This is a genomic window from Citrifermentans bremense, from assembly GCF_014218275.1.
GTDB lineage: Bacteria > Desulfobacterota > Desulfuromonadia > Geobacterales > Geobacteraceae > Geomonas > Geomonas pelophila.
On sequence record NZ_AP023213.1, the window covers coordinates 4,406,432 to 4,427,104 of the forward strand.

Annotated in this window: 17 protein-coding genes; 5 read left to right on the forward strand and 12 right to left on the reverse strand. The window is 62.1% G+C overall.

Going from position 1 to position 20,673, the window contains the following annotated elements:
• Nucleotides 1-64: 64 nt before the first annotated feature.
• Nucleotides 65-667 carry a PEP-CTERM sorting domain-containing protein gene (locus GEOBRER4_RS19735; RefSeq protein WP_185243665.1) on the reverse strand — a complete coding sequence of 201 codons (603 nt, stop codon included), beginning with the start codon at nt 665-667 and terminating at the stop codon, nt 65-67.
• Nucleotides 668-998: 331 nt separating this feature from the next.
• Here GEOBRER4_RS19735 and GEOBRER4_RS19740 point away from each other — a divergent pair, with 331 nt between their 5' ends.
• Nucleotides 999-1,985 (forward strand): AI-2E family transporter, encoded by a 987-nt coding sequence (locus GEOBRER4_RS19740; protein WP_185243666.1) that lies wholly within the window; start codon nt 999-1,001, stop codon nt 1,983-1,985.
• A 45-nt stretch (nt 1,986-2,030) separates the two neighbouring features.
• The gene (locus tag GEOBRER4_RS19745) at nt 2,031-3,368 is read left to right on the forward strand and encodes a glutaredoxin family protein (RefSeq protein WP_185243667.1); all 1,338 of its coding nucleotides are present in this window, start codon (nt 2,031-2,033) and stop codon (nt 3,366-3,368) included.
• On the opposite strand, the gene GEOBRER4_RS20185 is transcribed toward GEOBRER4_RS19745, so the two are convergent.
• Nucleotides 3,365-3,700, reverse strand: coding sequence for a hypothetical protein (locus tag GEOBRER4_RS20185; protein WP_226377842.1), 336 nt, complete (start codon nt 3,698-3,700; stop codon nt 3,365-3,367). The two genes, GEOBRER4_RS19745 and GEOBRER4_RS20185, sit on opposite strands and share 4 nt — an antisense overlap.
• A 274-nt stretch (nt 3,701-3,974) precedes the next feature.
• On the opposite strand from GEOBRER4_RS20185, the gene GEOBRER4_RS19755 reads away from it, so the two are divergent.
• The gene (locus GEOBRER4_RS19755; RefSeq protein WP_185243668.1) at nt 3,975-5,090 is read left to right on the forward strand and encodes a methyl-accepting chemotaxis protein; all 1,116 of its coding nucleotides are present in this window, start codon (nt 3,975-3,977) and stop codon (nt 5,088-5,090) included.
• A 62-nt stretch (nt 5,091-5,152) separates the two neighbouring features.
• Here GEOBRER4_RS19755 and extS read toward each other — a convergent pair whose 3' ends face one another.
• The 10 genes from extS to extH all read right to left on the reverse strand — a co-directional run bounded on the left by extS (nt 5,153) and on the right by extH (nt 15,324).
• Nucleotides 5,153-5,986: a selenite/tellurite reduction operon c-type cytochrome lipoprotein ExtS gene (extS, locus tag GEOBRER4_RS19760; RefSeq protein ID WP_185243669.1), complete on the reverse strand. Its 834-nt coding sequence runs from the start codon at nt 5,984-5,986 to the stop codon at nt 5,153-5,155.
• Complete coding sequence (gene extQ, locus GEOBRER4_RS19765; RefSeq protein ID WP_085814514.1) at nt 5,962-6,378, reverse strand: selenite/tellurite reduction operon b-type cytochrome membrane protein ExtQ; 417 nt, start codon at nt 6,376-6,378, stop codon at nt 5,962-5,964. Before extQ ends, extS begins: the two co-directional genes overlap by 25 nt.
• Nucleotides 6,375-6,995, reverse strand: coding sequence for a cytochrome b N-terminal domain-containing protein (locus tag GEOBRER4_RS19770; protein ID WP_185243670.1), 621 nt, complete (start codon nt 6,993-6,995; stop codon nt 6,375-6,377). The genes extQ and GEOBRER4_RS19770 overlap by 4 nt, the downstream gene beginning before the upstream one ends.
• Before the next feature lie 69 nt (nt 6,996-7,064).
• Nucleotides 7,065-7,457, reverse strand: coding sequence for a QcrA and Rieske domain-containing protein (locus GEOBRER4_RS19775; RefSeq protein ID WP_185243671.1), 393 nt, complete (start codon nt 7,455-7,457; stop codon nt 7,065-7,067).
• Complete coding sequence (gene extO, locus GEOBRER4_RS19780; protein ID WP_185243672.1) at nt 7,412-8,668, reverse strand: selenite/tellurite reduction operon b-type cytochrome iron-sulfur cluster-binding subunit ExtO; 1,257 nt, start codon at nt 8,666-8,668, stop codon at nt 7,412-7,414. Before extO ends, GEOBRER4_RS19775 begins: the two co-directional genes overlap by 46 nt.
• A complete protein-coding gene (gene extM / locus GEOBRER4_RS19785; RefSeq protein WP_185245372.1) occupies nt 8,622-10,469 on the reverse strand; it encodes a selenite/tellurite reduction operon c-type cytochrome ExtM in 1,848 nt (615 codons plus the stop codon). Before extM ends, extO begins: the two co-directional genes overlap by 47 nt.
• Before the next feature lie 370 nt (nt 10,470-10,839).
• On the reverse strand, nt 10,840-12,192 hold the full coding sequence (gene extKL / locus GEOBRER4_RS19795) for a multiheme c-type cytochrome (seleno)protein ExtKL (protein ID WP_264177096.1): 1,353 nt from the start codon (nt 12,190-12,192) through the stop codon (nt 10,840-10,842).
• A 49-nt stretch (nt 12,193-12,241) separates the two neighbouring features.
• Nucleotides 12,242-12,559 carry a selenite/tellurite reduction operon protein ExtJ gene (gene extJ, locus GEOBRER4_RS19800; protein ID WP_185243674.1) on the reverse strand — a complete coding sequence of 106 codons (318 nt, stop codon included), beginning with the start codon at nt 12,557-12,559 and terminating at the stop codon, nt 12,242-12,244.
• 79 nt (nt 12,560-12,638) lie between these two features.
• Nucleotides 12,639-13,841, reverse strand: a complete 1,203-nt coding sequence (gene extI, locus GEOBRER4_RS19805; protein ID WP_185243675.1) for a selenite/tellurite reduction operon porin ExtI — start codon at nt 13,839-13,841, stop codon at nt 12,639-12,641.
• A 58-nt stretch (nt 13,842-13,899) separates the two neighbouring features.
• Nucleotides 13,900-15,324 (reverse strand): selenite/tellurite reduction operon rhodanese-like protein ExtH, encoded by a 1,425-nt coding sequence (gene extH, locus GEOBRER4_RS19810; RefSeq protein ID WP_085814506.1) that lies wholly within the window; start codon nt 15,322-15,324, stop codon nt 13,900-13,902.
• Nucleotides 15,325-15,852: 528 nt separating this feature from the next.
• On the opposite strand from extH, the gene GEOBRER4_RS19815 reads away from it, so the two are divergent.
• Together GEOBRER4_RS19815 and nifJ are read left to right on the forward strand one after the other, a co-directional pair.
• Nucleotides 15,853-16,779 (forward strand): LysR family transcriptional regulator, encoded by a 927-nt coding sequence (locus GEOBRER4_RS19815; RefSeq protein WP_185243676.1) that lies wholly within the window; start codon nt 15,853-15,855, stop codon nt 16,777-16,779.
• A gap of 175 nt (nt 16,780-16,954) precedes the next feature.
• On the forward strand, nt 16,955-20,671 hold the full coding sequence (nifJ, locus tag GEOBRER4_RS19820) for a pyruvate:ferredoxin (flavodoxin) oxidoreductase (RefSeq protein WP_185243677.1): 3,717 nt from the start codon (nt 16,955-16,957) through the stop codon (nt 20,669-20,671).
• Nucleotides 20,672-20,673: the final 2 nt, after the last annotated feature.

Consider the following 20,673-nt stretch of genomic DNA (forward strand, 5'->3'; position numbering starts at 1 on the left):
AATAGTTCAAAAAAAAGGCACCTGCAGAATTCGCAGGTGCCTTTTTTTTGCTGCTGCAGTTAGTTCAGCAGGTTCTTTTCCTCATCATCCTCAACCCGAACATGCCGGTTAAACCCGCTGCCAATAAAAACAGGGTGGACGGCTCCGGCACTGGCGTAACATCGGCAAAGATATGGAAATCATAGGTCATCGTGTCAAAACCGACATCGACGCCGTTGTAGATATAGAGACCGTGGACATCGTAGCCGGAAAAATCCGGGATCGGTGCCTGAAAGCCGACACCCAACCCGTACTCCTCTCCGAACCACATGATCTGGCCCCATAAGGCATTCTGGAAATACATGGCGTTGAATTCGTTATAGTAATCTATTTCCGAACCGTATCTGTGCGGGGTGAAGGATCTCTGCATCATTGCAATCCAGTCCTCGGCAGCAAGGCCCCCGGCTGCCGGCACAAGCATGTTGAACTGAGCCGCACCCATTGGCGAGATCAGACTCACAGGGTTGTACTGCCCCGCGAAGATTTCACAAGATACCGGATCTCCCGCTGTAGCTTTCGGCCAATCGACTGTTCCACCTGCTTGCAGAACGTTGATCATGGTGGCCTGTGCAGGATATGAAAAAGCCATTAGCGAAAGAAGGAACAAGGACCTGACCAGATTTTTCATTTTGGTACCTCCTTTTGGTTATGGTTATCCGATTTGCAATATTTAATCCATTGCGAAGATGCGTGATTACGGGGACTTGCAAAAGAGCGTGTGTAGTCAATCCTGACATGCCGTCGGAACGCCTTACACTGTATCGGAGCCGTATCCGGCACTCCGGCAGTTTTTGTTTCTCGTGGACCTTGCAGGGTCACCCGTGGCGATGACCGCGCAGTCGCCTGAAGCACCGGAAAATGTCCTATCGATATGCAACTATGAAGATTTCTCTGGACCGAAATGCCTGTGTGATAGTAGAAATGATGCTGGTGCAACCTTGCTCCTGGAGAGTGGAACGATGAACACCCTGCAGATCAGTTACCTGCTGGCCGCGCTGTCCGTCCCCGTGGTACTGCATTTTCACCTCCTTCCCGCCGCTTTCGCGGGGCTTGCGGTGTACGTCCTGACCGCGAAGCTTGCCCCCATGCTTCCGCTGCGCTGGGGGAGCCTGACGCAGAAGGTCGCCCTGGCGGGAATCATCCTTTTCGTCATCGCCCTGGTCTCGAGCATCTGCCTCGGACTCTGGTCCTTTCTGCGCGGCCACCACGGCATGGCCAACCTGCTCAACATGTCGGCGGAGACCCTGGAGAACCTGAAGCGGACCCTCCCGGAGGATCTCACTGCGGCGCTCCCGGACACGGTCGAGGAACTGCGCGAACAGATCACAAGCATGCTGCGGGAGCATGGCAAGAACATCTCCTCGGTCGGCATCTCCGGGGTCAAGACCTTCGCGCACCTGGTGCTCGGCATGGTTGTCGGGAGCCTGGCGGTGCTGCACCGCTTCAACAAGGAAAACGGCTTCCCCCCACTGGCGTCCGACCTGCACGCGAGGCTGATCAACCTGGCCGACTCCTTCGACAAGGTGGTCTTCGCCCAGGTGAAGATCTCCGCGCTCAACACCATCCTCACCGCGATCTACCTGGCCGTGGTGCTCCCCATCTTCGGGATCTACCTCCCCATGGTCACCCTCCTCGTGCTGCTCACCTTCGTGGCAGGCCTCTTGCCGGTGGTGGGTAACCTGATCTCCAACTTCACCATCGTGCTCATCAGCCTCGGCGTCTCCCCCATGGTCGGTGTCGCCTCGCTGGGATTCCTTGTCGTCATTCACAAGCTCGAGTACTTCACCAATGCGCGCATCGTTGGGGGGGAGGTGAAGGCAAGCGTCTGGGAGCTTCTCTGCGCCATGCTCTTCATGGAAGCGATTTTCGGCATGGCTGGCCTCGTCGCGGCGCCGGTGGTGTACGCGTGGCTCAAGACAGAACTCAAGGCGAAACGGCTGGTATAAGCGACGGCAGGTAGGCATCCGCTGCATTTTTAGTATCATTAACGGATGCGCGCTACCATCTTCACATCCCCCACTACCCCCGGCAGGCGCTGCGGGGATTCCCGCGGCGCGGCCACGCCTTCATCCCCCCTCGCCCACCGCATAAGGCGCCTTGCCCGCTTCTGGCTTGCCGGCTGCCTGGCACTGCTCCTGCTCGTTCCCACTGCGCTCCACGCCGCCGATACCGCACCCGCCGCCACCCTCCACTTTTTCTGGGGCGTAGGCTGCCCCCACTGTGCCCAGGCGAAGCCCTTCATCGAGGATCTCAAAAAGAAGTACCCAACCCTGCGCGTCGAATCGTGGGAGGTTCTGGAAAAGCGCGAGAACATCCCCCGGCTGATGGCGATGGCCCGAGCCCGCCACAAGGAGGCGACCGGGGTGCCGGTCTTCATCATCGGCCCCGAGATGTTCAGCGGCTTCTCCCCTGAAACCGCGAAGGAGGTGGAACAGGCAGTGGCCTTAGCCGTGCAGCCGGTCGCGCCGCGCGAACCTGCCGCCCCCAAATCCGCCCCCTCCCCTGCGCTCAGGCTCCCGCTCCTGGGCCCTGTCGACGCGCAAAGCTTGTCGCTTCCAGTCTTCACCGTCGTGGTCGCCCTTCTCGACAGCTTCAACCCCTGTGCCTTCTTCGTGCTCTTCTTCCTGTTGAGCCTGTTGATCCACGCTCATTCGCGGCGCCGCATGCTGCTCATCGGCGGACTCTTCGTCTTTTTCTCCGGGCTCGTCTACTTCGTCTTCATGGCGGCCTGGCTCAACCTCTTCCTCATCACCGGCGGGCTTCCCGCCATCACCTTTGCCGCAGGGATCGTGGCGCTCTTCGTCGGCGCGGTGAACGTCAAGGACTTCTTCTATTTCGGGCAGGGGGTCTCGCTCAGCATCCCCGAACAGCAGAAACCGAAGCTCTTCGCCCGCATGAGGAAGCTCCTCAGGGCGGAAGCGCTCCCCTCCCTTTTGGCCGGGACCACCGTGCTGGCTCTCGCCGCCAACAGCTACGAACTCCTCTGCACCGCCGGCTTTCCCATGGTCTTCACCCGCATGCTCACCCTGAGGGAGCTCCCGGCCTACGGCTACTACGCCTACCTCGCCTTCTATTGCGTAATCTACGTGCTGCCGCTTGCCGTCATCGTCGGTATCTTCACCGTGAAACTCGGCGAGAGGAAGCTGACGCAGTGGCAGGGGCGGGTGCTGAAGCTGGTATCGGGATTGATGATGCTGGGGCTGGGGCTCGTGCTGCTCATCGACCCGTCGCTACTGAACAACCCGCTCGGGTCGGCGGCGCTTCTAGCCGTTACGCTGGCGGTGGCGGCGCTCCTGGCACTCTTAGCCAGGAAAAGGGGGGCGGGTTAGCGGTAGAGGGAATCGCTGCCGCGGGGACGCTCACCCCGACGGCGGCCTTGGCGGCGCCTGTTGACTCCGCAGGCCAATAAATTGTTATCTGCCAATGTTTTCATCCCACCCCAGGCGGCCGGGACGGGACCGGCGGCAGCGGAGTCAGCTAAATGAGCAAATTCGACATCGTGCGTGCTGCACTCCAGAAACGACTCGCGCTCCGGGTCGCAGACCGGTTCCTCGAAGAAGATCACCCGGCGACTGCCCGCCATTCGGGTCAACAAGTGCTGTGGGCGCTGGTAGACGAAGCTCCAGCGCAGGTGCGAAAATACGATGATCGCTCTGGGCATTGACCGAGTCTCCTGCCGGCGGATGTTTGTCTGGGGGTTAAGTCGCATGTCGATACACGGAGCAGGCTTTCCAGCGGAAGCAACAGTAAAGGATTCTAACAGACCGGTCTTGAAAGGGAAGAAACGCAACAAGCGGGGGTTAAAAAGAAGTCTGCCGGGGGCGCAAGTTGGCTCAAGTATCGGCCGCATCGTCCGAATAAGGTAAACAGGCTAACAGCCCGGATTCCCGGGCCTGATCAACCGCCTATTTCCATAAGGACAAACCGGAGATCTCATGAAATGGTTCGGCTCGGCAAACAAGGCCGTCGGCGACGAGCAAAGTGCTGAAATCAGCAAACTCACCCAGATGCTGGACAACGTGGACAACATCGTCATGCTCTGCGATGTCAGCAACGACAACAGGATCTTCTACATGAACCGCCGCGCCAGGGAGATGATGCAACAGCACAGAGGCGAGCTGAACGCGGGACTCAGGGGGGCCGACGTCGGCAACGCCGACGGCAACAGCATCCACCAGTTCCACAAGGATCCGGCGCGCATCCGCAGCATCTTCGGCAATCCCAGGGCAAACCTCCCCCATTCCGCCGAGATCCCGATCGGCACCGTCACCCTGCGCACCACCGCCTATCCGATCTGGGACAGCGCCGATCCCAACAAGGTCCTCTGCTACATGGCCTGCTGGAGCGACATCTCCGCGGAGAAGGCCGTGGCGCAGCACCAAAGGGAAGCGCTGGAGCGCAAGGACTTCCTCGAGTGCCGGGTTACCCAGATCGCGACCGCCATGGAAGAGATGAGCATGACGGTGAACGAGGTGGCGCGCAACACGGTCAACGCCGCCGACTCCGCCTCCAAGGTCGCCGGCAACGCCCGCGAAGGGCAGCAGGTGGTAAACCAGGCGGTGAGCGAAATGCGCAAGGTTGCCGAGATAGTGCGCGACTCGGCCCTCCTCGTCGGCAACCTGGGCCACAAATCGGAGAAGATCGGCGAGTTCGTCTCGGTGATCAACGACATCGCCGACCAGACGAACCTTCTGGCTCTGAACGCCGCGATCGAAGCGGCCCGTGCGGGGGAGCAGGGAAGGGGGTTCGCCGTCGTAGCCGACGAGGTGCGCCGGCTAGCCGACCGTACCGTCGGATCGACCAAGGAGATACGCCTCATGGTGGACGAGATCCAGAAGGAGACCATGCAGGCAGTAGAGTCGATCGAGAGGGGGAAGACGGAGGCGGAAGTGAGCGAGTCGCTTTCGCACCAGGTGGACCAATCCCTTTCCAACATCGTGCAGTCGATCGAGGAGATCGAGCAGGTCATCTCCCAGATCGCCACCGCTTCGGAAGAGCAGGCGGCGACGTCGACCACCATCGCCGGCAACCTGGAGGAGATCGTCAGATAACGCCTGGCGTTCAAGGCAGGCGCAGCATCAATAAAAAAGCCCCGCCGGATCCGGCGGGGCTTTTAACGTGCGGCTTTGGCGGCGACCGGGCGGGAAGTCGGATCCATTATCTGCAGCAAGAGATCGTACTCCGCCTTTTTCAACAGGACCGGGCGCATCTGGGTCGCAGGGCGGAACTCCCGGGGATTCCTGAGCCATTTCTCCAGCGCCGGGGTATCCCAGCGCTTCAGCCCCGCCGCCGTCAGGGGGTAGAACTCGGAAAAAAGCCCGGAGAGGTTGGGCCCGACGGTACCCCGCCCTACCCCGCCCAGAGCCGCGGTCAGCATCTTATGGCAGGGCCCGCACTTCTTCTCGAAGACGTTCTCACCTTTTCCCTCCGTCTCGAAATGCACCACCAGGGGCCTCTCCTTCCCCCTTACAGTGGCGCCCCTGGCGCCGGCCAATAAGGCGTTCACCAGGTCCGTTTTCGCCCCCTGCTCCAGCTTGAAATCGGGCATCTGCTGTGCGGGCGCCTCGATCGAGGCGAAGAGGTTTTCCGGCGTGGTCCCGGCCGGGAGCTGGTCCAGGTTGCTCGCCAGGCGGTTCCCCCTGCCGGCGGTATTGTGGCAGCGGCGGCAGGCAAAGGTGTCCAGAAGCGCGTTGCCGCGCGCAACCGGCGCCGAGCCAGGCACCCCCGACCAGGAGAAACGCGCCGCCACCAGCCCGTGATGCGCGACGCTCATGCGGTCGGACCGGGGATCTCCCCGGTGGCAGCCGGCACAGCTCCCCAGCTCGCGGTAGTGCGAGCGGTAGTGCGGCCGGTGACAGCCAAGGCAGGAGTCGGCCGCGTGCGCGCTCCCGCAGCAAAGGAGCAATAACACCGCCAGCGATGTCAGAAAGGCGCGACCAGTTGCCAATTGGGACCTCGAAAGAAGAGTGCGACCAGGGTGAGCGCCAGGACGGCCGCGGCCAGTGCCAGCGCGGTGACCGTCACCAGCCGTTGCTCCTTGGGAAACCAGGTTGCCTTGGCGGCGGGAGTGCCGATGGGGAGCCAGGGAAGAAAAAGAAACAGGGGAGTGAGCGCCAGCACCAGGTAGATCAGGTATTTGGAATAGCTGACCAGTTCCTGGATCCAGAGCAGGAACCAGGCGCTTTTCACCGGATTGGGGACGCGGGCGATGTCCGCCTGCTCCTGCAGGGGGGCGGGAATAAGCCAGGCGAGCCCGATCAACGCCGCGACGAGCAGGAGCATGGAGACCTTGACCGGCCGGAAGAAGTGCGGGGAACTCTTTACGTAGCCTCGTTTCATAGGTAAGGGAGCACCCCCTTGTTTTTCCTGACCCGGTAGAAATGCAGGGAACTCAAGAGCAGAACCGCCCCGGGAACTACCAGTATGTGCAGCACGTAAAAGCGCAGCAGCGACATCGGCTCCCCCACCCCGTCCGGCACCAGGACCGTGCGCAGCGCCGCCCCGAAAGGAAGGGTGTTGACCAGCTCCATCCCCGTCTGGGTGGCCCAAAGCGCCAGCTGGTCCATCGGGAGCAGGTAGCCGGTGTACCCCTCGAAGACGGCAAGCATCAATAGCGCACAGCCGGTGAGCCAGTTCAATTCTCTCGGCTTTGCGCAGGCGCCGGTCAGGATGACCCGGAGCGTGTGCAGCACGATGAGGACAAGGAAGAAGTGGCTCGCGAGCCGGTGCAGGCTGCGGAGGTACTTCCCGCCGTAGACGGAGGATTCGAGCAGCAGGATGGAGGGGTAAGCGGCAGCCGGAGTCGGCTGGTAGTAGAAAAGGAGCAGCGCGCCGGTCGCTGCCAGCACCAGAAACGAGGTGAAGGCGAGTCCCCCCAGGCAGAAGGTGTAGGTAAAAGTGAGATCCCTCTGCAGCACCGCCCTGGGAAAAAGATGTCTGGCGAAATCCTTGATCAATCCTCGGCCTCTCCTATCCTGTGAGCCCCCTTGCCGGGAAGCTCCCTGCGCAACGTTGCCGCCGCCTCCCTACACGAGCACCCTGTACCGATCCCCGTCAGCCTCCACCGCGTAACGCTTGAGCGGTCGGTCCGCCGGCCCTTCCAGCACCTTCCCCTCGCGGTCGAACCTGGAGCCGTGGCAGGGACAGACGAGCCCGGTCGGGGTGACGTTCACCGTGCAGCCAAGGTGGGTGCAGACGAGGTCGAGCGCATAGACGCTATCCCCGCGGCGCATCAGCGCCACCCGCGCCTCCCGGTACACCAGCGCACCGTCCGGCGGGAGCTCCGCCTTCGCCACGGTGAGGAGGGTATTTTTGGGCCGCAGCTTCGGGGTGAGGAACCTCCCGACGAGCCATCCCCCCGCCAAAAGGGAGATCAGCGCGGCGAGGAAGCTTCTACGTGATCGATCAGTTTGCGCCATCTTTCGAGGTAAGCCCTCCGATATGCGGGTGTCTTTCGGTTCAGCTCCCGGTAGCGGGCCGCCGGCAGGAACGATCCGTTTACCACCTTCTGCCCGCTTTGGTCCCAGAACGAGGGGAGCGTCATGCCGTCGGCCTGGAGCTGGTAGATCCTGTCCGCCGCAGGCTCGAAGAGGAAGCGGCGCGGGTTGTCATGGCACCCCTCGCACATCACGCTGCCGCGGCGCACGGTGTGGGGAAAGAACGCCTTCCACTCGGCCGTCATGAGCCTGTTCTCCTCCCAGATGGCCCGGTCTTGCCTGATGTCGGTGAAGTACCCGATGAACTGCGGCCTGATGGGGCTCACCTTGCCTCGGCCGTTCAACCCTAAAGGGGGAGCGTCCTGCTTTCTCAGGTAGGCGCTCTTCACGTACTCCTCGGAGGCCTGATCGCGCCGCACCCGGTACAACTCCTGCGACGGGCTGTCGCTGAAACGAAGGTAAAAGGTGCCGTACTCCTGCGCGGCCCAGGCGGAATGGCAGGCCCAGCATTCCATCTTCTCCAGGTGCGCCGCGATCCGGTGCTCCGGGACGCTCCTTTTGGGCTCGTGGCAGTCAAGGCACCCCTTGGAGGAAGGCCGCCCCGTGGCGAGGCTCGCCATGGAGTGGCAGTCGGCGCAGGAAAGCCCGGCTTCGGCGTGCAGATCCGGGGTCATCTTCAGGAAAGATTCGCCGTAGGCCGTGTCGCCGCGCTGGTAGCGCATGCTGTCCTCGCGCGGCGCCATCCCGTAGTAGTCGGTCCCGACGAAGTACCCCTTGTGGCAGGCGAAGCAGTCCCGGTCCCTGGGCTTCGCGATCTCGTGCCCCTTGCCGCCGTGACAGTCGATGCACCCCTTAAGGTGGCAGGAGCTGCAGTTCTTACCGAAGAACTCCGGGTCCCCTTTGCCGAAGCCCCTCGCCACGAAGGCGGTTTCCCGCTCGCGGGTCCCCATGGCGCGGCCGAAGAGGGCCTGGTACCCCTTGTGGCAGCCGACGCACCCAGCGGCGCGCGCGGAGGCCGCGGCCGGGTCCTTCAGCGTGTCGCTCTCGGAGAGGTGGCAGGAGAGGCAAGGGACGCCTGCGTGGACGCCGGAAAGCGCGATCTTATGGCAGTCGGTGCAATTCTCCCTACCCAGGGCTGCTGCCGCGCTAAGGAGCAGAAAGCAGGCGACGATGCAGAGCATCATTGAGCGCACGATAATCCAGCTCCTTTCGGTAGATAGGGTCTTTCGCCTTGTCGTGGCAGACCAGGCAGAGGTTCACCGACAGCGCCCGCCGCACCTCCGCGCCGTTTAGCGGCCGCGAGTTTTCCCTGGTGATGGCGGAAAAGGCGCGGACCTTCCCCTCCCTCAGGGTGAGGAAGCCGTCCAAAGGCTTGTCGGCGGACTGCTCGCAGATAAGGGTCCCCTCAATCTCCCCCCCCGCGACCACGTGCTGCCCGAAACCCAGGAAAGCGGGATTGCCGTGGCATTCGCCGCAGCCGATCGCCTTCTTCCCGGTGTTGTGCGAGTAGAAGGGGGCGAACCGGAGCTGCTGCTTCCCCTTGAACCTGGCGACGTACTCGTCTTTGGAGACGGAAAGGTCGGGCTCGATCACGGTGACGAAGGTCTGGCACCCGGGGGTGACCGTCGAGATCTTGCCGCGCTGGTTCAGGGCCAGCGGGAAGGGGTAGAGCATCCGGTAGTCTTCCTTCTCGCTGAAGCGCCCCGGTGTCGCCAGCTTGGCGATGTAATCCATCCCGGGTTTGCTCCTGTCGTAAGTCGTGTGGCAGCCGTAGCACTGGACCACGGTGCGGGAGTGGCAGGAGTAGCATTCCATCCTGCCGTGGCCGACCACGCTGTGCTCGGGGGTCCCGGTGATGACGCGGCTTTTGAAGAGCTTGCCGCTTCTTTTTCCCAGCACCCAGACGGCGCCGTCGCGGTAGAAGACGTTCGAGTATTTCCGCCCCTTGGCGGTGAGGATCATCTTCATCCCCGGACGCATCTGCATGGCGTAGCCGCGCGACTCGCGGATCGCCTCGTCCCCCTCGCCCGCTATCTGCAGGTAGCGTGGGGGTCGCGCCCCGCCGTGGCAGTCCTCGCAGGAGACCTCGGTCTGCAGGTACATGTTCTCGTAGCCGTAGCCGTCCCCCATGGTGTCCCTGGAGGTGTGGCAGTCGATGCACTCCATCCCGGCGGCGAAGTGGACGTCGGAGGCGATATGGGTCAGGTTGCGCCCCCCCGAGGTCATGACCGGCCCCGGCTGGCCGTTTCTGGTCGGCACCATCGAGTTGTTGCCGTCGTAGAGCCCCTGGTAGCTCAAAGCGATGCGCCCGCTTCGGTTGTGGCAGCGCGTGCAGACCTCGGTCCCGGGGAGCTTCTCCATGGCGTGGCTTGCCGCGTACGGCCCCTTCCCCTTCACCGCAGCGTCCTTTCCCTCATAGGTGGCGCGGTCGTTGTACGGGAAGTGGCAGGCGGCGCAGCCGGAGGCGTGGCTCGCGCCGTAGACCTCCCCGCTCTCGGTCGCCACGTGGCACTGCGAGCAGAACTTCCGGTACAGCTCCCCCGACACATGGTCGAGCTCCGCCACCGGTTTCAGCCGCCGCGCTTTCCCTTGCGGGTCGTATTCGTCCCCCCCCTTGCTGCTGTAGAGCCCCCCCGGTCCCTCCCAGGTGAGCTGGATGTTCTTGATCATCCCCGTGGTCGTGTACATGAGGTTTGAGCGCACCCGGTCCAGCTGGTAAAGGTGGCAGGAACCGCAGGTGTTTTCCCAGTGCTCCGGCGCCGCCGGGTTCCTGGGGCCGTGCATGGCGAGGTGGGAGGCGTGCTTGTTCTCGATTTTAGGGTCCCCGCCGTGGCAGGAGACGCAGTCTGGGTGGCTCTTCGACGCCTGCTCGATCCTGGGATGGCAGGAAACGCACTGGCTAGCCTTGCCGGCGCGGCTGCATCCCGCCAGGGCGAGGACAGCGAGCAGCAAGAGGAACAACGACGCTGACTTGTGGGTAGCTGCTGGAGTCATCCCGCCGATGGGCGTTTTTTCCGGAATCTGACTAGACATGATCTTCCGCCACGGCCGTACGTGATCCCCTTCCCCTCAAACCTTCCTCCAACCGCCTTCGCGGACCGAAGCACTACGGCGCCAAGGCCCGCCCTTAGGGCACCCTCTCCCAGAGGGGGAGGGAACTTACGGAGGATCGTCGCCAATTAGGTTTTGCAATTCGGTAGCGAATGTGCCGCACGGCAGTAGCTTGCGCCGGTAAGCACCGCGCGCATTATAGTAAAATTAACGGCATTATCCAAAGTGTTTCATGAATAGGCAAAAAAATAGCCGGCGTCGCGGGGACGCCGGCCCATTGCATCAAGTTTTTACGCCCGGTGGTACGCTGAAGCTATTTGCCGCTTTTGCTGATGCTGACAGTCTTGGTGAACTCCTTCCAGACGAACGGGTCGCTGTTGGGACTCCCGAACGGGAGGTAGGTGAGCTTCACCTCCACGTCCAGGTCGAAGGCCGACGGCTTCTCCAAGGTCTTGCCGTTTTCCTCGACCTCCGTCAGGGGGAACATGATGTCGAAGCGCTCCTTGACGAGCTTTCCGGGGGGAAGCCCGGTATCCTCGATCAGGCCGCTCTTCTCGTAGGGGCCGCGCCCCATCCGGTCGCCGCGTGCAAGCTGCTGCGGCACCGGCATGTAGATCTTCTCCTGGTTGAACACTTCCTTGCCGTCTTTCGTCTTTGCTATTACCGACAGAACCAGTCGGTTGGGGGTCGGTCAGCCATCCGGTATGGAGTGGCCTGCCTTGTTCACCATCTCTACCTTGACCACGGCCTTGGGCTTCACCTGGGCTCCGTCGCGCCAGTAGTAGCCGAAAGCCTCTGCGTGGAACTCCACAGCCTTGTCGGTCATCGCCGCATCCCGGTACCCCTGGATGTTGTGCCCGAGCTTGCTGTTCTTCATGTGGCAGTCCTGGCAGTTTTCCTGCCCCACCTCCGCCTTGTAGGCCCAGAGGTAGCTCCCGTAGGAGGTGCAGCACTGGGTCGGCTCGTCAAGCTCGAGGTTGGGTCCCAGCCCGTGGCACTGCCCGCACTGGATGGCCTGGTCCATGATCGGGCTCTGGGCCATCTTCGGGAACTTGTCGGAGGGGTGATCCCCAGCCTTCGTGCCGTAGACGACCCCGGCTTTGGGGTAGCCGTCCTGCCACTTGTGGGTGATGGCGTTACGGTTGTGGCAGATCAGGCAGTTGATGCTGACGCTTTTGAGTTTCTCCTCGAACTTCTTCGCCGCTTCCTTGTCCTTTTTCTTGCGGGCGTCGCTCCAGGCGTAGAGGGTGTTCACCAGTTCCTGGGCGACCGAATCCTCGGCGTCGGCCAGCTGCGGCAGGTGGCACTTGGCACACCCCATCAGGTGCTCCACCTTGACGTCCTTGCGGCTTTTCACCCCCGAGTACGGCTCTTCCATGAGGCCGTTCTCGATGGTCGTCATGATGGTCATGGCGGTGCGGCCGGTGCCGAAGACGGACCGGGAATGGATGGAATCCTGGGACTGCTTGTGCTGCTCCTCGTGGCACTCGACGCAGGAGCTCGAATCGTACATCTTGGCGAGCTCGGCGAGGGTCTTGGCCTTGCCCGACTTGGCGGCAATCCCCTCCTTCCAGCCGACCCCCGCCTTCTCCGCGTATGCGGAGCCGGCCAAAGCGCCCAGGACCAGCGTTGCCGCCAGGGCGCCCCTTACTGTTGCTTTTATCATCTCTTACCTCGTTCGTTCTTTGATGAAACGTACGACTGCCGGCCCTGTCCTAGCACCCCTGCAGTTCGTCGCCCTCGCACTCGGTCAGGGTCATCTTGGAGTCGACGGCGATCTTTGCCGCCTTGGCCTTGCTGAACTTCAGGGTAACCTCGTTCCCCTCGACCGCGACCACCTTGGGAGAGCCGCCGGCAGCGGTTACGTTTGCGCCTTTCTTGGCCCACGCGGGAACCGCCCCCTCGACGGTTACGGTGACCTTGTCGCCGTCCACCTTGGTAACCTTGCCGGATACCGGACCTGCCGCGAATGCTGAAACCGTGAGCGTTGCCGTCATGATCGCCGCCGCAAGCAGCGAGGTGAGTTTCTTCATGGTTTTCCTCCTTTTTAGGTCGTGCCAGCCCCCCCTCGCCTGCTACAGCGAGAGGGGGCTGGCACCGCCGGTGTCCCTTTTAGAAGATGAGCTGCAGCTGGGTGATGTAGGTCATGAAGTCTTCGGTATTCCCAGTACCGCCACCCTTGTTGAAGCCGGTGGAGTTCGCCTCGAAGGTGAGCTTCAGGTTCTGGCCGCGCAGGTAGTAGTTGAACCCGCCGCCGTACCAGTCGATCTTCTGGTCGATCACGCCGTTCAGCTCGGCAAAGCGCCATTTCTCGTACCTGACGAAGAACTGCAGCGGCATGGTGGGGAGCATGTAGCCCGCTTTCACGTAGTAGCCGTTCTTCTCGCCGTTGATGCCGGTCGCCATCGGGTCGACCGCGGTGCTACTCAAGTAAGCGTCGTCCAGGTCGATCTTCTCGTAGGCTGCCGATGCGGTGACGGTACCAACGCCTTCAAGCGGGTACTCGACAAAGCCGTCCACGGTCCAGGCCTTGTAGTCTTTCTTGTCGCTTCTCGCCAGCGTGTTGCCGTAGGCGACCTCAGGCTCGAACTGGTAGGCGGCGCCGATGGTGGCTACCTTCTTCTTGCCCAGGTAGGTCCCCTTGTAGCCGTAGTCGTTCTCCGGGTCCAGAAGCGTCACGTGGGCGCGCGCCGAGTAGCGGAAGTTGGAGGCAGGCGCGGTCACGCCGGAGACGGCCTTGCGCCCTTCCATAGCATCGACGCGGTACTGGAACATGTCGTCGAAGAGGTTGCCCCAGACAGCCACCCCGGTGTCGCGGGTGGTGGTGTAGGGGGCGCGTATGAAGAGCGAGCGGTCCAGGGTGAGCGGCATCTCGCAGGCTTCCAGGTTTTCACGGGAGAGGTTGTACTTGAACTTCCCGACGTTGATGCGGAAGGCGTCGTTGATCTTGAAGCGCATCACCGCGTCGAGGAGTTGGAACTCGGAACCCTGGTTCGTGTCCGCCACGGCCAGCGGGGTGACGTTGGCGTCGCTGATGTACTCGGTCTGGACGTAGAGGGACATGTTGTCGCCGTATTTTCCCATGAGCGCCAGGCGGTTTCTGCGGAAGTTGAAGTTCATGGTGCTGTCGTCGTTGTTCTCCCCGGAGCCGGTGTCGCGCACCGTCATCTGGAACTGGCCCTTGTAGTCGAGCTGCAGCGCCCCCTCGTCGTTGGGGCCGAAGACCATTTTCGGGCCGGCGAAGGCCGTCCCCGCCATCAGGGCTACCCCTAACGTCGCCCCGGCGACAGTCGATATCTTTGGCATATTCAGCATAGATTCACTCCTTTTCTTTGTAGGTCAGCCCCCGCAGGGGCGCGAAGTGTGCTTCCGGCTAGCAGCCGCCACCGCCGCTGCCGGATCCGCCAGCAGATGCCGGGCTTACCGTGCTGCGATAGGCCTTGTCTGCGGTCTCGATCTGGTTGCCGTCAGCGAGGCTCGGTTCCGCGGAGTAAAGACGCGACGAGTAGTCGATTACCGGTCGCGGGTTAGCATCAGTGCCGCTGATGGGGCGAATGTAGTTGAAAATCAGGTTATCCATCAGCGCCGTGGTATCCCATTCCGATCCGATTGCCAGCTTGCCCTGTACGTTCACCGTGGCGCCTACGACCCCGCGGATGCCGTTGGTGTCGACCGCGGTCCTGTCTTTGGCCACGAGGAGGTTCCACTGGCCAAGAGAGCCGTCATACCACTTCACGTCCACAGTGGGGTCGTTGTAATAGGCGATGCCGTCCAAGGCGAAGTAGCCAACCGAGGCATAGTTGCCGGCCCGGCAGAAGATGACGAAAGTCTTCGTGGCGTCGCGGGTTGCCGCCGTCATCGCGGTGGTGCCGTCGGTGCCGAGCGCCGCGGCAAGGTCGGCTTTTATCGTGGCGGCATCCTTGAAGGTGAGGCTGCCGTCGGGGGTGGTCATTTTAGGCGCGGAGTAGGAGTAGGACCCCTTGATGGCGCCGTCGAAGGGGGTGTATTTGGTCCCGTCAAGCAGGTCCGTCGTAGACGAGACTTTGGACGCGCCGCGCACCGTATCGATCAGGGTTACCTTGCCGGCGTTGCCTGCTACGATCCCTTTTACGTAGGCAATCATCTCGGGAAGCGAAACCCTGATGTCAGTGTTCACCCTGGTGGTGCCGTTTTGGGCCACGCCGAAGGTCGACTTGGTGATGGTAGGAACAGCTTTGGTGAGGTCGTAAGCGGCATCCCATGCTGCGTTGCCCCCCTGCAGGACCTTGAGCCGCTCTTTCGGGAAGCCCCAGTAACGGAAGGTGGTGTAGGCACGGGCGACGTTCACGAACCCTGCCGCGTTGTTGGTCAGGACGATGGTGGTATTGCCGTCGATGCCGGCATTCTGGATGATGCTGTCGATAGTGGCGCCGGTGCAGACCATGCTGCCCACGACCTTAAAAGGCCCCTCGGGCCGGGTGTTGTCCATGAAAGCCGCGGAGCCTGCCGAGATGAGCTGTGCCCCGGGAATATGCCCGACGGAGTTGTAGTTGTTGGTCCCGTCACCGTTGTCGTTGGACACGTCGAGGATGACTACCCTGTCATAACCGCCCGGCTTGTTAACCAGGCCGGCATCGATCCACCCCTTCAGGTCGGCGGCGGTGATCAGCGCGGTAGCGGTCTTGGTGGTAACTGTCTTCTCGGCGGGTGTGTCATAACTGGTGCCCCCGCAACCCCAGATGCTAAGAGCCGCAATGGCAACCATGCCAAAAAGCGCGGCCAGTAAAACTCTGCTCTTTTTCATCATCTTTTCCGACATACAACCTCCTTTGGATTAGGTGACTTTCGTTTTTTCCGAGCTGTGAGCCTTGCCCTCCTTTCCAATCATTTGCTCAATCAAATTATGAACCACAAGTTAAAAATAAATACAATTGCTGTCAAGCTTGCAGTGAGAGACATTATTATTGAGTATTAATTTAAAAATTGTTTTCGCGATAGACTGTCACGAGGACAAAGTGGAGAGAGAAACTGCATGTAGCTATAACTGCGATGTAATTGCACATACAGCATTTCAAAAAACTCCTGAGTTATCGTTGGATTCTGATTCGGGTTTATGACAGAATGCTTAAGCGAAAGTTTCGCATAGAGCCATGCGTTTAACGCATACCAATTATAGGTGGGCAATTTTATGCCAGTACACCTGAAGGTTGAAGCAATGCGCCCCTCCCTCCGTGAAACCCGCACGATTCGTGTTGCAATGCTATAGGAATAATTGCAATATACTCAAACGAAAGATTCTCATAAAATCATGACACTCTTGCATACCCTCTCCAGCGGAAAGCATTGAATGGATCTGGTAAACCTCAAAACGCTCATCGAGTCAGTGGAATGCGGCAGCTTTTCAAAAGCCGCCGAGACCCTGTGTGTGACCCAGTCCGCGGTTTCACGGCGCATAAAGATCCTTGAGGATCGTTACGGCCACCTGCTTCTTGACCGTAGCGGCCCGGTGCTGAAGCCGACACCTGTCGGGGAACTCCTTATCGAGAAGGCGCGCCAACTGTTGGAGCTGGAACAGGAGTTCGTGCACCAGATACAGGCGTTGAAACAGAAGAAAAAGATTTCCTTCTGCTGCACGCCCCCCTTCGGCATATCCTATCTCCCCGACATCTTCACCCGGTTCATGGCCGACAGTTCCCAGAACACCGAGCTGCAATTCGTGTTCGATATGCCCGAGGGGGCACTGAAGGGGCTCAGGGAACGGATCTTCGACCTGGTGCTCATCGAGTACTGCGAGGACCTGGACCTGCAGGAGTTCGATTCCTATCCCCTCCCAGACGACGAGATGGTCTTCGTCAGCGCCCCGGGGTACGGCATAGATGCCCCGCTGGTGGAGGTCGACGCCCTGCTTTCGCAGCGCCTTTACTGCAAGAAAAGCGGCTGCTGCGCGCGGCGCTTCCTGGAGAAGAGCATGCAAACTCTCGGGAGAGACGCGGCGGAATTCAGCAACACGGTGTTCTTCGACGACATCCCCTTCATCATCAGGGCAGTCATGGCCGGCGACGGCATCACCTTCATCTCCCGCAGCATCGTCGCCTCCTCCCTTGAGCGGGGCGAACTCATCTCGCATCAGGTCCAGGGGTTCGACCCCTCCCGCCCCCGGCGACTGGTGCTCAGGCGCGAATGCACGCTCGACCCCGCCCTCCTCGATTTCATCGAGGGGATCTTCCGGCATTTCTCCCTGGCGCCCCCGCCCCAGTTTTCCACCACGGTCTGAACCCCACCTGAATCAAACGCCCGATTCCCCCTTTTGCAGTACCCCTAAGCCTTGTCGCGCCCTTCACTTTAAAAAAATTAGTGATAGCATATTAAACTTCATTATTAACGAGTGCCCGTCATCCCCATGATGGGGCGAAAGCGGGTGGGCCATCTCTGACAAGGGGGAATGAGCAATGAGCGGAACCAGGAAAACCATGGACGGCAACACCGCGGCGGCGCACGTCGCCTACGCGCTGAGCGAGACCGCTGCCATCTACCCGATCACCCCCTCCTCCACCATGGGGGAGGTAGCCGACGAATGGGCGGCGCAGGGGCGCAAGAACGTCTTCGGGCAGGTGCTGAACATCAAGGAGCTGCAGTCGGAGGCGGGAGCGGCAGGCTCGGTGCACGGGTCGCTCGCGGCCGGAGCCCTCACCACCACCTTCACCGCCTCCCAGGGGCTTTTGCTCATGCTCCCCAACATGTACAAGATCGCCGGCGAGCAGCTCCCGGGCGTGTTCCACGTCTCGGCCCGCGCCGTCGCCACCCACGCGCTCTCCATCTTCGGCGACCATCAGGACGTGATGGCGGCCCGCCCCACCGGCTTCGCCCTGCTCTGTTCCTCCTCGGTGCAGGAGGTGATGGACCTGGCCCTGGTGGCGCACCTGGCGGCCCTGGAGGGGAGCATCCCGTTCCTGCATTTCTTCGACGGTTTCCGAACCTCCCACGAGGTGCAGAAGATCGAGGTGATCGAGTACGAGGAGATGGCGAGGCTTTTGAACCGGGAGAAGCTGGCATCCTTCCGCGCCAAGGCGATGAACCCGGAACACCCGGAGCTGCGCGGCACGGCCCAGAACCCCGACATCTATTTCCAGGGGAGGGAGCGGGCAAACCCCATGTACCAGGCGCTTTCCGCCGTGGTGACCCAGACCATGGACAGGGTGAGGCTTTTGACCGGCAGGCACTACCGTCTCTTCGACTACATAGGGCACGCCGAGGCGGACCGGGTCATCGTCACCATGGGCTCATCCTGCGAGACCGCCGAGGAGGTGGTGCGCTACCTAAACGGCGCCGGCGAGAAGGTGGGGCTCGTCAAGGTGAGGCTTTACCGCCCCTTCGACGCTGGGGCGCTCCTCTCGGTGATCCCGGCGTCGGCTGGCAAGATCACGGTGCTCGACCGTACCAAGGAGCCGGGGTCTCTGGGCGAGCCGCTCTACCAGGACGTCTGCACCGCCTTCATGGAGCGCGGCGGCGCGGTTCCCGAACTCTACGCCGGGCGCTACGGGCTGGGCTCCAAGGAGTTCCGGCCGGTGCACGTGAAGAGCATCTTCGACAACATGAACGGCTCGCCGGGCAAGCGCCACTTCACCGTGGGGATCACCGACGACGTGAGCCACAGCTCGCTCCCGGCGCAGGGGACCCTCGCCACCACGCCGGAGGGAACCATCCAGTGCCGCTTCTGGGGGATGGGTGCGGACGGCACCGTCGGGGCCAACAAGGCAGCGATCAAGATCATCGGCGACAACACCGACCTCTACGTGCAGGCCTACTTCTCCTACGACTCCAAGAAGTCGGGCGGGATCACCGTCTCCCACCTGCGCTTCGGCGAAAGCCCGATCCAGTCCACCTACCTCGTCGACGCTGCCGACTTCATCTCCTGCCAGAAAGCGCCCTACGTGCAGATCTACGACCTTTTGGAGGGGATCAAGGAGGGTGGGACCTTTCTGTTGAACTCCCCCTGGAACACGGTGGAGGATATGGAGCGGCACCTCCCCGCGAGCATGCGGCGAGACATCGCGAGGAAGAAGGTGCGCCTTTACAACGTGGACGCCATCCGCATCGCCTCCGCCGCCGGGCTCGGCGGCCGCATCAACATGATCATGCAGACCGCCTTCTTCAAGCTCTCTGGGGTGCTCCCCTTCGAGCGGGCCGTGGAGCTCCTCAAGGACTCAATCCGCAAGGAGTACGGCCGCAAGGGTGACCAGGTGGTCGAGATGAACCTGGGCGCCGTCGACCTCGCGGTGCAGAGCCTGGTGCAGATCGATTATCCGGAGTCCTGGCGCGACGCCGACGACCAAAACGGGCTGGACTTCCGCCTCTCGCAGCAGATGCCCGATTACATGCGCGAGATGGTATTCCCCATCCTGCGCCAGAAGGGAGACGACCTCCCGGTCTCCTCTTTCTCCCCCGACGGTGTCTTCCCCTTCTCCACCGCACGCTTCGAGAAGCGAGGCGTCGCCATCAACGTCCCGGAATGGATCAAGGAGAACTGCATCCAGTGCAACCAGTGCTCCTACATCTGCCCGCACGCGACGATCCGCCCCTTCCTCGCGACCGAAGAGGAACTCTCCCGCGCCCCGGGGAGCTTCGAGACCATCCCCGCGAACGCCAAGGAGATCAAGGGGCACGGCTTCCGGATCCAGGTTTACACACTCGACTGCATGGGGTGCGGCAACTGCGCCGACATCTGCCCGGCCAAGGTCCCCGCCCTGGTCATGAAGCCGATCGACACCCAGTCCGAGGTACAGGAGCAAAACCGCAGGTTCGCCGAGACCCTTTCCCCGAAGGGGCATCTGATGAAGCGCAGCTCCGTGATCGGGAGCCAGTTCCAGCAGCCGCTTCTGGAGTTCTCCGGCGCCTGCTCCGGCTGCGGCGAGACCCCCTACGCACGGATCGTCACCCAGCTCTTCGGCGAGCGGATGATGGTAGCCAACGCCACCGGCTGCTCCTCCATCTGGGGCGCCTCGGCGCCGGTCTCCCCCTACTGCGCCAACGCCGAAGGGCACGGCCCGGCCTGGAACAACTCGCTCTTCGAGGACGCCGCCGAGTTCGGCTTCGGTTACCACATGGCGATCTCCCAGCGGCGCGCGCTTTTGGCCGACCAGGTGCGCCACGCTGTCAACAGCCTCCCCGACGGGGAGCTCCGCGAGGAGCTTTCCGGCTGGCTGCAGGGGATGATGGACCCGGAACTCTCCCGGCGCCACGGCGACCGGCTGAAGGCGCTCCTGCCGCAGGCCGGCAACAACGAGCTTTTGCAGCAGATCCTGGCCTCCGCCGACCTCTTCACCAAGAAATCGATCTGGATCTACGGCGGCGACGGCTGGGCCTACGACATCGGCTTCGGCGGCCTGGACCACGTCATCTCCACCGGCGAGGACGTGAACCTCCTGGTGCTGGACACCGAGCTCTACTCGAACACCGGCGGGCAGTGCTCGAAGGCCACCCAGCTCGGCGCCATAGCGCGCTTCGCCGCGGCCGGAAAGCGGACCTCCAAGAAGGATCTCGGGCGCATGGCAATGACCTACGGCTACGTCTACGTTGCCTCGATCGCCATAGGCGCGGACAAGAACCAGACCCTGAAGGCGCTCGCCGAGGCGGAAGCCTACCCCGGCCCGTCGCTTATCATCGCCTACTCCACCTGCATCAACCAGGGGCTAAGGAAAGGGATGGGGAAATCGATCGAGGAGAGCAAGCTGGCGGTGAAGAGCGGCTACTGGCCGCTGTACCGCTACAACCCGCTTCTGAAGCTGGAAGGGAAGAACCCGTTCATACTGGAATCGAAAGAGCCGGACGGCTCCCTGGCCGAGTTCCTCTCGGGCGAGGTGCGCTACCAGGCCCTCGAGAAGCAAAACCCAGAGGTCGCGCGCGAGTTGCGCCAGCAGATGGAGCAGGAGGCGAGGGAGCGTTTCCGGGTGCTGAGGGAAATGGCCGACTGGCAGCCGAGCGCAGGCGACGTCCCGAAAGAGGGAGGGCGGAGCCACGACCATGTTCCCGCCGCGGCCGGGGCCACCGAGGAGCCAGCGCCGGTATGCGTAAGCGCCACCAGCGACCCCCGCTACAGCCGCCCCGGCCAGCCCGAGGACGAATGCGACGACGGCCGCGCCGGCATCGACAAGAAAATCAAGGAGTGAGG